Source organism: Mycobacterium kiyosense (genome assembly GCA_021654635.1).
Lineage (GTDB): Bacteria > Actinomycetota > Actinomycetes > Mycobacteriales > Mycobacteriaceae > Mycobacterium > Mycobacterium kiyosense.
In genome coordinates this window covers 1,576,617-1,591,686 of the sequence record AP025179.1, presented here as the reverse complement: position 1 = coordinate 1,591,686, position 15,070 = coordinate 1,576,617, and the positions used below count along the sequence as shown (strand labels likewise).

Sequence of the window (15,070 nt, the reverse complement as noted above, 5' to 3'; positions counted from 1 at the left end):
TGTATCGCATATGCGGCCGTCCACCGGCCACCGCACCGATTTGGCTTGTCAGATAACGTAATTCAGGTTTTCAACGATGCGTCGGGCCACTTCGGCGTCCCCGCCCAATTCGATGTTTTGGCTGCGTGCGGGGCACATCGGCCGTCCCCCGGCCAGCCGGGTGAACTGCAGTGCGTCCACCCGGATCGTCGCGGTCGGCTCGGCACCACCGAAGTCGTCGACCACCTGGGCGCGGCCGTCTACGCTGACCCGCACGGCGCGCGCCAACCGACCGGTCAGGTCGAACAACACCCGCGAACCCGCCGGGGCTTTACCCAGCTTGCCGACGACGAACCCCATTGACGCCGCCATCTCGTCGAGCGACAGTCGGGCGGCCGGTCCGACGAGTTCGTCGTCGGTAGGTGGCCGCTGCAATCCCACCCGGATGTCCTGCTCATGCATCCAGCAGTCGAACACCCGGATCCGCATGAACCGTCCGTAGCTGTCCGGCCCGGCCGGGGTGAACGACTGCGCGTTCCACTCGTCGTCAGACATCGCCTCGAGCACCCCGCGTCGTGCAGCGGTCACGTCCCGGAACCGCCGCAGCACCTCGGCACCCGGTTCTGCGCTCAGGTGACGCACCCAGCACTCGTTCATCACGCCGATGTCGTTGCGCACGTGGTCGAGCGCCTTGACGTCGATATCCGGTTCGGGCGCGGACACCCCGGACAGAAACGACTCCGTGCCGATGATGTGCGACACCACGGCCTTGACGTCCCAGCCGGCCAGCGCGCTCGGCGCCTGCCAGTCCGTCTCATCCAAACCGTCCAGCAGCGCATCCAGGTCGTCCCACACGGCGAAAAGTCCGTCGAGCACGTCGCGCTTGTCGAGCAGGGTCAGGGGGCGGTCGGCCATGTTCGGGATAGTAGGCCCCGCTGCGGCAGGTCAGGAACCCATCCCCTTGGCCCGCCGGCCCAGCTCCCGGACCACCTCGCGCTGGGCGTCGCGCTTGGCCATGTCCTGACGTTTGTCGTGCGCCTGCTTGCCTCGTCCCAGCGCCAATTCGACCTTGACCTTGCCCTCGGAGAAGTACATCGACAACGGCACCAGGGCGTAGTTGCCTTCGCGGATCTTGCCGATCAGCGTGTCGATCTGGCGGCGGTGCAGCAGCAGTTTGCGGTTGCGCCGCGGCTCGTGATTGGTCCAGCTGCCGTGCCGGTATTCCGGGATGTGCACGTTGCGCAGCCAGATCTCGCCGTCGTCGACCGTTGCGAACGCGTCGACCAGCGACGCATGCCCTTCGCGCAGGCTCTTGACCTCAGTGCCCTGCAAGGCCACACCGGCCTCGAACACCTCGAGGATCGCATAGTTGTGCCGGGCCTTGCGGTTGCTGGCAATGATCTGTCTGCCGTCTGCGCGTCGCTTGGACTGCGACTTGTTGGCCACCGCTACCGCCGTATGTAGACGCGCAGCGTGGTGTAGGCCGTCAGCCCGGACATCGCCACCCCGAGGGCGAGCAGGATCAGCGAGACCGGGAAGAAGATGTCGCCGTAGTCCACTCTGGCGATCAGGTGGGCGTTGTAGAACTCGCTCAGCGCATCTTCGAGGAACCAAGCGCGGACCGCGATCAGGCCCAGGATCGCGATCACCACCCCGATGGTGGCGGCGAACACCGCCTCCACCAGGAACGGCAGCTGGGTATACCAGCGGCTGGCGCCCACTAATCGCATGATGCCGATCTCGGTTCTTCGGGTATAGGCGGCGACCTGCACCATGTTCGCGATCAGCAGGATCGCTCCGATCGCCTGCACCAGCGCCACCGCGAACGCCGCGTTGCTCAAGCCGTCCAACACCGCGAACAACCGGTCGATCAGCTGTTTCTCGTTGAGGGTGCCGCGCACACCGGGTTGGCCCTCCATCGCGGCAGCGAACTCGGTGTGCTGGTCAGGGCTGGCGAGCTTGACGATGAACGAGGCCGGGAAGGAGTCCTTTCCGGCGTATTCCTTGAACTCGGGGAACTTCTTCATCGCCGAGGTATAGGCCGCCTCCTGGTTGACGAACCGCACCGCCTTGACGTCCTGGCGTCGCTCGATCTTGTCGCGCAGCGCCTTGCACACCGCCCCGCTGCAATCGGGGTCGTTAGCCGAGATGTCCTCGGTGAGGAACACCTGCGTCTCGACGCGGTCGAGATAGATGGCGCGGGACTTGTCGGCGAGCCGGACCATCAGCAGACCGCCGCCGAACAAGCCGATGGAGATCGCGGTGGTCAGGATCATCGCGATCGTCATCGTGACGTTGCGGCGAAGCCCCGTCAGGACCTCGTTGACCAGGAATCCGAAGCGCACTTAGCGATCCATCCCGTAGACGCCGCCCTGTTCGTCGCGGACCAGCCTGCCCAGCGACAACTCGACCACGCGCTGGCGCATCGCGTCCACGATGTTGTGGTCGTGGGTGGCCATCACGACGGTCGTCCCGCCGATACGGTTGATCTTCTCCAACAAATCCATGATGTCCTTACTGGTGTCCGGGTCCAGGTTGCCGGTGGGCTCGTCTGCCAGCAGGACCAGCGGCTTGTTGACGTACGCGCGGGCGATCGCCACCCGTTGCTGCTCGCCGCCGGACAGCTCGTGCGGCAACCGGTTGGCTTTGCCGGACAGGCCCACCGTTTCGAGCACTTCCGGCACCACCCGGTTGATCGTGTCGGCGCGTCTGCCGATGACTTCCAGCGCGAACGCGACGTTGTCGTAAACCGACTTCTGCTGCAGCAACCGGAAGTCCTGGAAGACGCAGCCCATCACCTGCCGCAGCTTGGGCACGTTGCGCCCGCGCAGCTTGTTGACGTGGAACTTCGATACCCGGATGTCCCCGGAGGTCGGTGTCTCGGCGGCCAGCAGCAGCCGCATGAACGTCGACTTGCCTGAACCCGACGGACCGATGAGGAAGACGAACTCACCCTTGTCGATCTTCACGTTGATGTCATCCAAGGCCGGGCGTGCCGACGATTTGTACTGCTTGGTGACATGTTCCAGGGCAATCATCACGGCACGCCAGTGTAGCGGGGTGTCTGAGCCGGGCGCGAAAATCAGCGACCGGGTGGGGCCGCCGGGGCCGACGTGGGCGTCGGCGTCTGCCCCGGCTCCGGTTGCTGAGGCGAGGGGGTCGGCGACGGAGTTGACGTCGCCGGGCAGAACGGCGGCGGCAGCAGGCACGGGGGCGGCGACGGCGACGGCGTGGTGGTCGTCGTGGTCGTCGGCGGCGGCTTCGTGGTCGTGGTGGTGGCAGGTGGCGGTGTCCACGTGGTGGTGGGCTGTTGCAGCCGGGTGCGCGGCACCCACGTGTAGTTCGGGTCGGGCACAAAGCCCGGCGGCACCACCTGGGAGGGCGTGGTGCTCGCGGGTTTTTCCTGCGGGCTGTAGGTCTCATAGGTCCACCACAGCGCGGCGAACGCCACGATCAGCACCAGCGTCGAGGTTCGGACCCTACCGCCGAACAGGTGCGTCGGGGTACGCCGCTCGGCGTCCCGCCGCCGCTGCAGCAGGTTCAGTTGAAGCTTCATCGCTGCTTCACCGGACCCGAGGACTGCTCCGCGTCGGCGTCGATCTCCTCGACGTCGGGGGCGCTGATTCCCGCGTCGTCGACGACGCCGACCTTGGCGTCTGCCGCCGTGACGATGCCGGCGCGGGCCAGGGCCCGGATCACCAGCACCCGCAACTGACGGCCAGCCTCGAACTGCTTACCGGGCAGCGTGCGGGCCACCAGCCGCAGCGTGACGGTGTTGATCTCGATGCTTTCCACGCCCATCACGGTGGGCGCATCCAACAGCAGTTCGCCCAGCAGTGGGTTGTCCATGGCGCGCTCACACTCTTGGTGCAGCACCTCGTTGACGCGGTTGAGGTCGGTGCTGGTCGACACGGGGATGTCCACCACCGCGCGCGCCCAGTCCTTGGACAGGTTGACTGTCTTGACGATGGTGCCGTTCGGAATGGTGAACAGCTCACCGTCCGACGACCGCAGCCGGGTGACCCGCAAGGTCACGTTCTCGACGGTGCCGCGGGCTTCGGCGGCGATCCCCGACACCGTCAACGACACCAGGTCACCGAAGCCGTATTGCCGTTCCACGATGATGAAGAAACCCGCCAATAGGTCCTTGACCAGCTGCTGGGCACCGAAACCCAGCGCGGCGCCCACCACGGTCGCCGGCGCGACCAGGCCGCCGATCGAGAACTGGAGGATGGCGCTGATCTGCATCATCACGAAGATGGCGATGATGACGATCGACACCCACGAGATGACCGAGGCGACCGCCTGACGGTGTTTGGTGGCCTCCGAGCGCACCAGCGCGTCGCTTTCGGCGAAACCCTCGTCGAGGCTGCGGGTCACCCGCTGGGCCACCCAGTTGACGAATCGGGCCGCCAGGATCGCGGCGATGATCAGCATGGCCACCCGCAGACCCCGGGTGAGGATCCACTCGCCGATGTGGCCGCGCCAAAAGTTGTGCCACCGCGAAGCTGCGGTGGCCAGGTTCATGGCATGGAACGTGGTGTTAGTCGTCATCTTTTCTGTTGCGCCAACGGATCCCTGCTTCCAGGAACCCGTCGATGTCTCCGTCCAGGACAGCCGCGGGATTGCCCACCTCGTGCTCGGTGCGCAGGTCCTTGACCATCTGATAGGGGTGCAGTACGTAGGACCGCATCTGGTTGCCCCAGGAGCTGCCGCCGTCGCCCTTCAAGGCGTCCAGCTCCGCGCGTTCCTCGGAACGCTTGCGCTCCAACAACTTTGCCTGAAGCACTCGTAACGCCGAAACTTTGTTCTGCAGTTGCGACTTCTCGTTCTGGCAAGTGACGACGATACCGGTCGGGATGTGGGTGAGTCGAACCGCCGAGTCGGTGGTGTTCACCGATTGGCCGCCCGGACCGCTGGACCGGTAGACGTCGACGCGGATGTCGCCTTCCGGGATTTCGATGTGGTCGGTGGTCTCCACCACGGGCAGCACTTCGACCTCCGCGAACGACGTCTGACGTCGGCTTTGGTTGTCGAACGGGCTGATCCGCACCAGCCGGTGGGTGCCCTGTTCGACCGACAAGGTGCCGTAGGCGAACGGCGCGTGCACGGCGAAGGTGGCGCTTTTGATCCCGGCCTCTTCCGCGTAGGACGTGTCGAACACCTCGACGGGGTATTTGTGCTGCTCAGCCCAGCGGATGTACATCCGCATCAGCATCTCGGCCCAGTCGGCGGCGTCGACTCCGCCGGCGCCCGAGCGAATTGTGACCAAAGCCTCACGTTCGTCGTACTCACCGGACAGCAAAGTGCGCACTTCGGTGGCTTCGATGTCGGCGCGCAAAGCTTTGAGTTCGGCGTCGGCCTCGGCACGCGCGGATTCGGCCGCCGGGCCGTCCTCTTCGTCGGCCAGTTCGTAGAGCACCGGCAGGTCGTCGAGGCGCTGCCGCAACTCCTCGATACGGCGCAGCTCACCCTGGGTGTGGGATAACTCGCTGGTTACCTTCTGCGCGTGCGCCTGGTCGTCCCACAGATTCGGGTCGGACGCCTGCTGCTCGAGTTTCTCGATCCGGCTCTTCAGACCCTCCACATCCAGCACCCGTTCCACCGTGGTCAGGGTGGAGTCGAGGGCGGCAATATCGGCTTGACGGTCAGGTTCCACAGGCGAACACGTTACCGGCCGCACGGTCTAGCATCAGGAGACCAGTGCACCGCACGACTGCGACGCTCAGCCCGAGCTCAGCCCCCTTGCGCCGCAGCCGGGCTCGAACAGAAGGCACGACATGCGTCCGTATCATGTTGCGATCGTCGGCTCCGGACCGTCCGGATTCTTCGCCGCCGCTTCCCTGCTCAAGGCCGCCGACGCCGGTGACGACGTCGAGGTGGTCGTCGACATGCTGGAGATGCTGCCCACGCCGTGGGGGTTGGTGCGTTCCGGCGTCGCGCCCGACCACCCGAAGATCAAGTCGATCAGCAAACAGTTCGAGAAAACGGCGGCCGACGCGCGGTTCCGGTTCTTCGGCAACGTGGTGGTGGGCGAGCACGTCCAGTCCAGTGAGCTGGCCGACAAGTACGACGCGGTGGTCTACGCCGTGGGCGCGCAGTCCGACAAGCCGCTCAACATTCCCGGCGAGGACCTGCCCGGCAGTATCTCCGCGGTCGACTTCGTCGGCTGGTACAACGCGCACCCGCATTTCGAGGAAAAGACGCCGAACCTGTCCGGGACCCGCGCGGTGGTCGTCGGCAACGGCAACGTCGCCATCGACGTCGCCCGGATTTTGGTCACCGATCCCGACGTGCTGGCACAGACCGACATCGCCGACCACGCGCTGGAGTCGCTGCGTCCCAAGGGCGTCGAAGAGGTGGTGATCATCGGTCGGCGCGGACCGCTGCAGACCGCGTTCACCACGCTGGAACTGCGCGAACTCGGCGAGCTCGAGGGTGTGGACGTGATCGTCGACCCGGCGCAGTTCGAGGGCATCACCGACGAGGATGCCGAGGCGGCCGGCAAGACCACCAAACAGAACATCAAGGTGCTGCGCGGTTACAGCGAGCGTGAGCCACGGCCCGGCCACCGCCGAATCGTGTTCCGCTTCTTGACATCCCCGATCGAGATCAAGGGCACCGACCGCGTCGAGAGCATCGTGCTGGGCCGCAACGAGCTGGTCACCGACGAAAGTGGTTGGGTCTCAGCCAAAGACACCGGTGAGCGCGAAGAACTTCCGGCGCAGCTGGTGGTCCGCTCGGTCGGCTACCGCGGCACACCCACTCCCGGGCTGCCGTTCGACGACAAGCGCGGCACCATCCCGCACCGCAACGGCCGGATCGAGGAGAGCCGCAACGAGTACGTCGTCGGCTGGATCAAGCGCGGACCGACCGGGGTCATCGGCACCAACAAATCCGACTCGCAGGACACCGTCGACACGCTGCTCGCCGATCTGGCCGCCGCGGCCGGGCAAGGCAACCTGGCCGACTTCCCCGACGATCACCGCGACCAGCTCGCCGCTTGGCTGACCGAACGCCAGCCCAAAGTGGTCACCTCGGCGCACTGGGAGGTCATCGACACCTTCGAGCGGGCGGCCGGCGAGCCGCACGGGCGCCCACGGGTGAAGCTGGCCAACCTGGCCCGGCTGCTGCACATAGGCCACGGGTAGGGCACGGTCGATCACGGGTCGAAAAGCACTCCGGGATTGAGGATTCCGGACGGATCCAGGGTTTGTTTGACGGCGCGCAGCGCGGCCGCGAACGGGCCCGGTCGTTGCCGGTCATACCAGGGACGGTGGTCGCGACCGACCGCGTGGTGATGGGTGATGGTGCCACCGGTGGTGCTGATCGCTTCGGAGACAGCGGCTTTCATCTCGTCCCACTGCGCGTCCAGGGAGCCCCACCGGCCCGCGGCATAGATGCCGTAGTAGGGTGCGGGCCCGTCGGGGTACACGTGGGTGAACCGGCAGGTCACCACCCCGGTGCCGCATACCTTTTCGATCGCGGCCCGGGCAGCGCTGGTGACCGCGGCGTGCAGGTCGTCGAATCCACCCCAGGTGCAAGCGGTTTCGAAGGTTTCCAGGATGACGCCCCGGCGGGCCATGGCGTCGCGCTGGTAGGGCATCCGCAGGAACGCCGAGCGCCAGTTCGCGGCGGCGTCGCCGGCGCCCCGTTCGGGGTTGTCACCCGCGGTGTCTCGGCTCCGGCGCGCGACCACGGTGCCGCCGTGGTCGGCCGCGATTTCCAGCGCCCGGTCCAGCCACGGGTCGATCGGATGATCCGCCGACTCGAAAGCCAGCACCAGCAAGCCGCCGTTGACCGACGTGCCGGCGTTCAGGAACGCCTCGGCCGGGTCGAGCAGTCGGCAGTTGGCCGGGTAGAGGCCCGCTTGCGCGATGATGCGGGTCGCGGCGACCGCGGCGGCCCAGCTGCCGAACGACACCGACGCGGTGACCTGCCAGCGCGGCCGGTTCTGCAGCCGCATCCACGCCTCGGTGATGACGCCGAGGGTGCCTTCCGAGCCGATGAACAGCCGGTCCGGGGACGGACCCGCGCCCGACCCGGGCAGCCGTCGCGACTCGCTGATCCCGGCGGGGGTGACCACGCGCACCGACTCGGTCAGGTCGTCGATGTGGGTGTACAGGGTGGCGAAGTGGCCGCCGGCGCGGGTGGCCAACCAGCCACCGAGGCTGGAGAACGCGAACGACTGCGGGAAGTGCCGCAGCGTCAGGTCATGCCGGCGGAGTTGGTCCTCGATCCACGGGCCCAGCGCCCCGGCCTGGATCCGCGCCGCGCGGCTGACCTGGTCGACTTCGACAACCGCGCTCATCGCGCTGACGTCCAGCGTCACCGCCGGTTCCTCGAAGCGCGGCTCCACCCCACCCACCACCGAACTGCCGCCGCCGTACGGGATGACCGGAATCCCTTCGCGCGCACACCAATCCAGCACATCGACCACGTCCTGCTCGCGTCGCGGCCGCACCACCAGGTCGGGCAGATGATCCAGGCGGCCCTGCAGGTTGCGCGCCACGTCGCGAAACGCCTTGCCCCGCGCATGGCCGGCCCGGTCGACGATCTGCGCCGAGCACAGCCCGCCCAGCGTCGCGGGCGGGGCGATCCGCGGACCCGGTAACCCGAGCGCGGTCGGGTCCGGCGGCCGGTGGTCGGTCAGGTCATGGCCGGGCAGCAGCGCTGCCACGCGCGCCACCAGATCTTTCGTCTCCCTCTCGGTGAGGGCTTCCTCCAGGGTCCCCCAGCCCCACCACGAACGCATCCCGGCGGCGTCAGCGCCTGAGCAGGACGACGGCGCCGGCGGCGACCACCAGCGCCAGCGCCAGTAGGATGCCCCAGCCGGTGCCGGCGAAGATCCAGGTGACGGCCACCAGCGCAACCAGCGGCGACACCGCGAACAGCACGATCCCCGGGTTCTGCCTGATCACCGCCAACGCACTCTTGGCCCGGATCGGGTCGATTTCCTTGCCTGCCATCCGTTCAGAATGCCAGGTCAGCAGCACAATGCAAGCGCGACGACGGCACATCGAGCGGTTCGCCTGTTCGACGCGTCAGCGCGATAGCCCAGATCCGGCCAGGCACAAGGTTTTTGACGTGATGACCAAAGGCTCTACCGGTCTGTTGAGCTCCCCCGTAACGTCGTCGCCATGGACACAGAGGTCCTGCGGACCGCGATCCGGCTGGCCGGCCGGGCGCCGTCGGTGCACAACAGTCAGCCGTGGAAGTTCCTGGCCGAGGACGACACCGTCCACCTGTTCGTCGACCGCAGCCGAACCGTGCCCGCCACAGACCATTCCGGTCGAGAGGCGCTCATCAGCTGTGGTGCCGCGCTCGACCACCTCCGCATCGCGATGGCTGCCCTGGGGTGGAACTCGCGCACCACTCGCTTTCCCGATCCCGGTAACACTGGTCTGCTCGCCAGCGTCGCCTTCACGCCGACCACTGACGTCACCGCGGCGCAGCGCAATCGCGCCGAGGCGATCCTGCATCGTCGAACCGATCGGCTGCCGCTGGACCGGCCGGCATTCTGGGACGGGTTCGAACCGATGTTGCGCGGCATGTTCGACGACGACGTCGCCACCATCGACGTGCTCGCCGACCATCAGCGACGGCAACTGGTCGAGGCGTCGCGACTCACCGAGGCGCTGCGCCGTGACGACCCGTCCTATCACGCCGAACTCGATTGGTGGACTTCGCCGTTCGCGTTGTCCGAAGGGGTGCCGCCGGCCGCGCTGGCGTCCGACACCGAAAACCGACGGGTCGAGGTGGGCCGGGATTTTCCCGTCCGCGGCCGCCAAAACCGGCGCCCCGGAATCGCAGCGGACTGGTCGAAAATCCTTGTGCTGTCGACTCCCCAAGACACCGCGGCCGACGTGCTGCGCTGTGGCGAGGTGCTTTCGACCGTGCTACTGGAATGCACCATCGCCGGCATGGCGACCTGCACCCTGACCCATTTGATCGAATCGGAGCAGAGCCGGGACATCGTGCGCGCGCTGATCGGCGGCCGGGGCGAGCCACAGGCCCTGGTTCGGGTCGGCATCAGTCCGGCGATGGAACCGCTCGGCGCTCCCACTCCCCGGCGACCGCTCCATGACGTGCTTGAAATCCGCCAGACACAAGATAGGTTGAGCCGATGACCGACGAGCCGTTCACCGTTCTGTCAGCAAGTGAGAGTTGGGATCTGCTGGGCACGGCCGCGCTGGGCCGCCTGGTGACCAACTTCGCCGGGGAGCCGGAGATCTTTCCGGTCAACTATGTGGTGCAGGGCGAGAGCATTCTGTTCCGCACCGCCGAAGGCACCAAATTGTTCTCGGCCGTGGGCAACCGCACCGTCATCTTCGAGGCCGACGACCACAACGTCGCCGAAGGCTGGAGTGTGATCGTCCGGGGTCGCGCGCACCTGTTGAAGACCGATGCCGATATCCAGGAAGCCGATCGCGCGGGGCTGTATCCGTGGATCGCGACCCGCAAGCCCAATTACGTGCGGATCACCCCCACCGACATCACCGGGCGCCGTTTCGTTTTCGGCCCGGAGCCCGACGCCAACGAGACCGTGTCGTAGGCCGGACCGGCCTCGGCGTGCACCGCCCAGCCATCGGACGAAATTGCTTGCGGTGGAAGGTATTCCGAGGTTAATTCTGGTGCACGCCTAGCGTGCCGGCGCCGGGCGCGAAACGGCACCGCCTCCAGAGAAATCGGCCGTGGTCGTCATCGGGCACCGGCCGGATTCCTAAGCACCACCAGCCGCCGGTGGGCGGCGGTTCCAGCAGGGCCAAAGGTCCCACCCGGCCGGGGCTTCATGCCCTGCCGCCGCGGCCGTCCGCGGACGATCCTTGGAGGATGACCACAGTCATCGACAGGAAAGGCCCGGTAGCGATGAACGCCCGATTTCCGGATGCCGAAACCCTGCGGACGGTGCTCACCCTGGCCACACGCGCGCCGTCGATCCACAACACCCAGCCGTGGCGGTGGCGGGTGGAGCCCACCAGCCTGCAACTGTTCTGCGAACCCGACATGCAACTGCGGAGCACCGACCCCGACGGTCGTGATCTGATCATCAGTTGCGGCGTCGCGCTGCATCACTGTGTGGTCGCGCTGGCATCGATGGGCTGGCGCGCCAAGGTCAGTAGGCTTCCCGACCCCGACAATCCGCGTCACCTGGCCGCCATCGAGGTGGTGGCCCAGGTTCCCGACCAGAACGACATCGCGCTGGCGGCCGCCATTCCACGTCGACGCACCGACCGGCGCGCCTACAGTTCCTGGCCCGTGCCGGGGGGCGACATCGCCCAGATGGCTGCCCGGGCGGCCCGCTGCGGCGTCATGCTGCGCCAGGTCGACTCCGTAGACAGAATGAAAAACATTGTGGCGCAAGCCGGTTTGGACCATATGACCGATGACGCGTACATGCGCGAGCTCACCACGTGGAGCGGGCGGTACGGTTCGGTGGCCGGTGTCCCGGCCCGCAGCGCTCCCCAGGCGGACCCCGCCGCCCCGATTCCCGGTCGCTTGTTCGCCGGCGCCGGCCTGGCGCAGCCGTCCGGTATCTCGCCCGCCGACGACAGTGCCGCGCTGCTGGCGCTCGGCACCGAGCGCGACGACACGCTGGCGCGACTGCGCGCCGGCGAGGCGACCAGTGTGGTGCTGCTGACCGCGACGGCGATGGGGCTGGCGTGCTGCCCGATCACCGAACCGCTGGAAATCCCGGAAACGCGTGCGGCGGTACGCGCCGACGTGTTCGGGGCCAGCGGCTACCCCCAGATGCTGCTCCGGGTGGGTTGGGCGCCGATCAACGCCGATCCGCTGCCCGCTACGCCGCGGCGCCGGTTGGTGCGGGTCGTCGACTGGCCCGAGCAGCTATTGGACGAGCGGCGCTGACCAGCGCAGCAACGTTCCCCCAGTGGGCTGCTTGGTGATGGTGAACTTGCCGCCGAGTTCCTCGGCGCGGCGGCGCAGGTTGGTCAGGCCGCTGGTGGTTATCCCGTCGGATTCCAGGTCGGGCATGCCGCAGCCGTTGTCGCTGACCTCGATGGTCAGATCGTCCTCGACCCTGATCCGGACGGTCAACGTGGTGGCCTGCGCATGCCGGGCAGCGTTGCTGACGGCTTCGCGCACCACCGCTTCGGCATGGTCGGCCAATCCGCTGTCGACCACCGACACTGGTCCGATGTACTGCACCGTGGTGCGCAAGCCCGATCCGGCGAACTGCCCGACCGCGGCGTCGATCCGCTGACGCAACCGGGTGATGCCCTGGGACGCGCCGTGCAGGTCGAAAATGGCTGTCCGGATCTCCTGGATCACCGCCTGCAGATCGTCGACTGCCTCTGAAAGTCGTTGTTGCACTTCAGTTTCCCTGGTTCTGGGCACGGTTCCCTGCAACGACAGCCCGACGGCGAACAGTCGCTGGATGACGTGGTCGTGCAGATCGCGAGCGATGCGGTCACGATCGGCCAACACGTCCAGTTCACGCATCCGGCGCTGTGAGGTGGCCAGTTGTAGCTGCCAGCGCCGCCTGGTCGGCGAAAGCGGCCATCATCTCGAGTTGTTCGCTGCCGAACGGTGCCGGACCACCTTGGCGCAGCAGCACCACGACGCCCGCGACCGTGTCGGCGTCGGCGGCCCGCAACGGCAGCAGCAGCGCCGGGCCGGCCCCGGTGAGGCCGTCCATATCGATCAGGTCGAGCCGGCGCGGCGCCCCGTCCACGAGCACCTCGCCGAGTACCGTATCCGCGATCGAGATCGTCTCTCCTTCAACGAATTCCACTGCGCTACCGACCGTTTCGATCACCAGCAGCTCGGCAACCTCGGCGGCCGGCAGGCTCTCATCCAGCGGTACGGCGACCAGCGCGGCGTCGGCTTTGGTCAACTTCATCGCTTCCTCGGCGACCAGCCGGAAAACCGTAGCCGGTTCGGTGCCGGAGAGCAGTTCGGTGGTGATGTCGCGGGTGGCCTCGATCCAAGCCTGGCGGGCCTTGGCCTGCTGGTACAGCCGCGCATTGGCAATCGCGATCCCCGCAGCCGCGGCCAGTGCCTGCACCAGCACCTCGTCATCGTCGCTGAACGGTTGTCCGTTTTCCTTGTCGGTCAGATACAACGTCCCGAACGATTGACCGCGCACCCGCACCGGCACGCCGAGGAAGGTTCGCATCGGCGGGTGGTGCGCCGGAAAGCCCACCGAGGACGGGTGCTGCGAAAGATCGTCCAGCCGTAGCGGTTTGGGCTCGTCGATGAGCAGTCGGATCAGGCCCAGCCCCTCGGGCAGGTGGCCGATGAGGCGCACGGTCTTTTCGTCAATGCCTTCGTGGACGAAGCTCATCACGCGGTTGTCGCGGTCGTGAACCTCCAGGGCGCCGTAGCGGGCGTCGACCAGCTCGGTCGCCGAGTGCACGATTGCGCGCAGGGTGGCGTTGAGTTCCAGACCCGAGGTGACCACCAGCATCGCGTCCAGGAGTCCGTCGAGGCGGTCGCGGCCCTCGACGATCTGCTCGACGCGGTCCTGCACCTCGGCCAGCAGCTCGCGCAGCCGAAGCTGGGACAGCGTTTGCCGCAACGGGTGCAGCGCCGAGTCGGGGGTTTCGTCAGGCATTGCCGGGAGGCCGGGTGCGTTTCAATTCCGTGGCGAACACTGCGGCTTGCGTCCGGCGTTCCATACCCAGCTTCGCCAGCAGCCGCGAGACGTAGTTCTTCACCGTCTTCTCGGCCAGGAACATACGGTCCGCGATCTGTTTGTTGGTCAGGCCCTCACTGAGCAGGCTCAGCAGGGTGCGTTCCTGATCGGTCAAGCCCGACAACGGGTCCGGCCGCTCGCTGGCGTCGCGCAGCTTGGACATCAGCGCGGCCGCGGCGCGGTTGTCCAGCAACGACCGGCCGGCACCCACGTCTTTGACCGCACGCGCCAATTCCATCCCCTTGATGTCCTTCACCACGTATCCGCTGGCGCCGGCCAGGATCGCATCCAGCATCGCCTCGTCGGAGGTGTATGAGGTGAGGATCAGGCAACGCAGGTCGGGCATGCGCGACAACAGGTCACGGCACAGTTCGATGCCGTTGCCATCGGGCAGCCGGACGTCGAGGACCGCGACGTCCGGATTGGCGGCCGGAATCCTCGCCATCGCTTCGGCAACCGAGCCGGCCTCCCCCACCACATCCAGTTCGGGGTCGGCACCGAGCAAGTCGATCAGGCCTCGTCGTACCACTTCATGGTCATCGACCAAGAAGACCTTTACCAAGCCAACACTCCTTTTGGGTCCCCCTCACCGGGTGCGTTACAAGTTCCCGCACCGCACAGTCAATACCGATGAACCCGCGTTGTAAACGCTGCACACCTGCGCGGCGTGCGTATCGGTGACGAACAGCTGGCCCGGTTCAGACTGCTCGGCCATGTAACGGGTGGCGTGTCCCCGGACGATCTTCGACTCGACCCGCACGTCGGGGTAGAGCCGGGTCCAGCGGGCCAGCCGCCGATCCAGTTGCGCCCGAGCCGACGGGCTTCCGTCGCCGGTGTCGACCTCGTGGGAGGGGCACACCGAGATGGCGCGCAGCGGAACGCCGCGTAGCCGCGCCTCCTCGAACGCGTGTCGCAACACCGCACCATTGTCCACTTCGGCGACCACCCGCTTGATCTGGGGGGCTGCAGCATCGGCCGCGCGGTGGATGACCGCCACCGGGCACAGCGCCGCACCGGCCAGCGCGCCGGCAACCGAACCCTTGCCGCACCGGGCATGGTTGATGCCCATCGAGCCGACGCAGATCATCGTCGCCGAGCGTGATTCGGCCATCAGCTTGTTCAGCGGCTTGCCCCACAGGATCTCGGTTTCGACCTTGACCGGTGTGCCGGTGGCCTCGACCGCCCGGTACGCGTCGTAGAGGGCCGAACGCGCGGCCGCCTGCCGCACGTCGAGAACGCTGGACCCGGCCGGTTGCATCGGATCGACGACGCAGACCAATCGCAACGGGATGTCGCGGCTGGCCGCCTCGTCGACCGCCCAGACGGCGGCGTGTACTGCCGCCCTGGATCCGTCGACACCGACGACGACGGCCGGTCCTGGCTTGAGGTTCCTCATCGCCGTCTCCCTTCCATCCGTGCTCAATTCGAACGTTA

Annotated in this window: 15 protein-coding genes and 1 pseudogene; 4 read left to right on the top strand and 12 right to left on the bottom strand. The window is 67.1% G+C overall.

Annotated features, from left to right (window positions below; translation table 11 throughout):
- Positions 1-48 precede the first annotated feature (48 nt).
- Genes L6444_RS07515 through prfB form a run of 7 tightly spaced genes read right to left on the bottom strand, consistent with a single transcriptional unit; the run spans position 49 to position 5,638 of the window.
- Positions 49-894, bottom strand: coding sequence for a maleylpyruvate isomerase family mycothiol-dependent enzyme (locus L6444_RS07515; protein WP_236981549.1), 846 nt, complete (start codon positions 892-894; stop codon positions 49-51).
- A 30-nt stretch (positions 895-924) separates the two neighbouring features.
- Complete coding sequence (smpB, locus tag L6444_RS07510; RefSeq protein ID WP_236981548.1) at positions 925-1,425, bottom strand: SsrA-binding protein SmpB; 501 nt, start codon at positions 1,423-1,425, stop codon at positions 925-927.
- A 2-nt stretch (positions 1,426-1,427) separates the two neighbouring features.
- Positions 1,428-2,324: a permease-like cell division protein FtsX gene (gene ftsX / locus L6444_RS07505; RefSeq protein WP_236981547.1), complete on the bottom strand. Its 897-nt coding sequence runs from the start codon at positions 2,322-2,324 to the stop codon at positions 1,428-1,430.
- The gene (gene ftsE, locus L6444_RS07500) at positions 2,325-3,017 is read right to left on the bottom strand and encodes a cell division ATP-binding protein FtsE (RefSeq protein ID WP_236983902.1); all 693 of its coding nucleotides are present in this window, start codon (positions 3,015-3,017) and stop codon (positions 2,325-2,327) included.
- Between the two features lie 44 nt (positions 3,018-3,061).
- Positions 3,062-3,535: a hypothetical protein gene (locus L6444_RS07495; protein ID WP_236981546.1), complete on the bottom strand. Its 474-nt coding sequence runs from the start codon at positions 3,533-3,535 to the stop codon at positions 3,062-3,064.
- Positions 3,532-4,533 carry a mechanosensitive ion channel family protein gene (locus L6444_RS07490; RefSeq protein ID WP_236981545.1) on the bottom strand — a complete coding sequence of 334 codons (1,002 nt, stop codon included), beginning with the start codon at positions 4,531-4,533 and terminating at the stop codon, positions 3,532-3,534. The genes L6444_RS07495 and L6444_RS07490 overlap by 4 nt, the downstream gene beginning before the upstream one ends.
- Entirely contained in the window at positions 4,523-5,638 is a 1,116-nt protein-coding gene (gene prfB / locus L6444_RS07485) for a peptide chain release factor 2 (RefSeq protein WP_236981544.1), read from the bottom strand. Before prfB ends, L6444_RS07490 begins: the two co-directional genes overlap by 11 nt.
- A 121-nt stretch (positions 5,639-5,759) precedes the next feature.
- Here prfB and L6444_RS07480 point away from each other — a divergent pair, with 121 nt between their 5' ends.
- Entirely contained in the window at positions 5,760-7,130 is a 1,371-nt protein-coding gene (locus tag L6444_RS07480) for an FAD-dependent oxidoreductase (protein ID WP_236981543.1), read from the top strand.
- Between the two features lie 11 nt (positions 7,131-7,141).
- On the opposite strand, the gene L6444_RS07475 is transcribed toward L6444_RS07480, so the two are convergent.
- Together L6444_RS07475 and L6444_RS07470 are read right to left on the bottom strand one after the other, a co-directional pair.
- A complete protein-coding gene (locus tag L6444_RS07475) occupies positions 7,142-8,734 on the bottom strand; it encodes an FAD-binding oxidoreductase (protein ID WP_236981542.1) in 1,593 nt (530 codons plus the stop codon).
- A gap of 10 nt (positions 8,735-8,744) precedes the next feature.
- Positions 8,745-8,948 carry a hypothetical protein gene (locus tag L6444_RS07470; RefSeq protein WP_236981541.1) on the bottom strand — a complete coding sequence of 68 codons (204 nt, stop codon included), beginning with the start codon at positions 8,946-8,948 and terminating at the stop codon, positions 8,745-8,747.
- Between the two features lie 171 nt (positions 8,949-9,119).
- Here L6444_RS07470 and L6444_RS07465 point away from each other — a divergent pair, with 171 nt between their 5' ends.
- The 3 genes from L6444_RS07465 to L6444_RS07455 all read left to right on the top strand — a co-directional run bounded on the left by L6444_RS07465 (position 9,120) and on the right by L6444_RS07455 (position 11,847).
- The gene (locus L6444_RS07465; RefSeq protein WP_236981540.1) at positions 9,120-10,109 is read left to right on the top strand and encodes an Acg family FMN-binding oxidoreductase; all 990 of its coding nucleotides are present in this window, start codon (positions 9,120-9,122) and stop codon (positions 10,107-10,109) included.
- A complete protein-coding gene (locus tag L6444_RS07460) occupies positions 10,106-10,534 on the top strand; it encodes a pyridoxamine 5'-phosphate oxidase family protein (protein WP_236981539.1) in 429 nt (142 codons plus the stop codon). Before L6444_RS07465 ends, L6444_RS07460 begins: the two co-directional genes overlap by 4 nt.
- Before the next feature lie 314 nt (positions 10,535-10,848).
- Complete coding sequence (locus tag L6444_RS07455; RefSeq protein ID WP_236983900.1) at positions 10,849-11,847, top strand: Acg family FMN-binding oxidoreductase; 999 nt, start codon at positions 10,849-10,851, stop codon at positions 11,845-11,847.
- On the opposite strand, the pseudogene L6444_RS07450 reads toward L6444_RS07455, so the two are convergent.
- From L6444_RS07450 to L6444_RS07440, 3 genes and pseudogenes are all read right to left on the bottom strand, one after another.
- Positions 11,827-13,555: pseudogene (locus L6444_RS07450) on the bottom strand (GAF domain-containing sensor histidine kinase). The gene L6444_RS07455 and the pseudogene L6444_RS07450 overlap by 21 nt on opposite strands.
- On the bottom strand, positions 13,548-14,198 hold the full coding sequence (dosR, locus tag L6444_RS07445; RefSeq protein ID WP_236981538.1) for a hypoxia response regulator transcription factor DosR/DevR: 651 nt from the start codon (positions 14,196-14,198) through the stop codon (positions 13,548-13,550). Before dosR ends, L6444_RS07450 begins: the two are co-directional and overlap by 8 nt.
- 36 nt (positions 14,199-14,234) lie before the next feature.
- Positions 14,235-15,032 carry a universal stress protein gene (locus tag L6444_RS07440; RefSeq protein ID WP_236981537.1) on the bottom strand — a complete coding sequence of 266 codons (798 nt, stop codon included), beginning with the start codon at positions 15,030-15,032 and terminating at the stop codon, positions 14,235-14,237.
- Positions 15,033-15,070 lie beyond the last annotated feature (38 nt).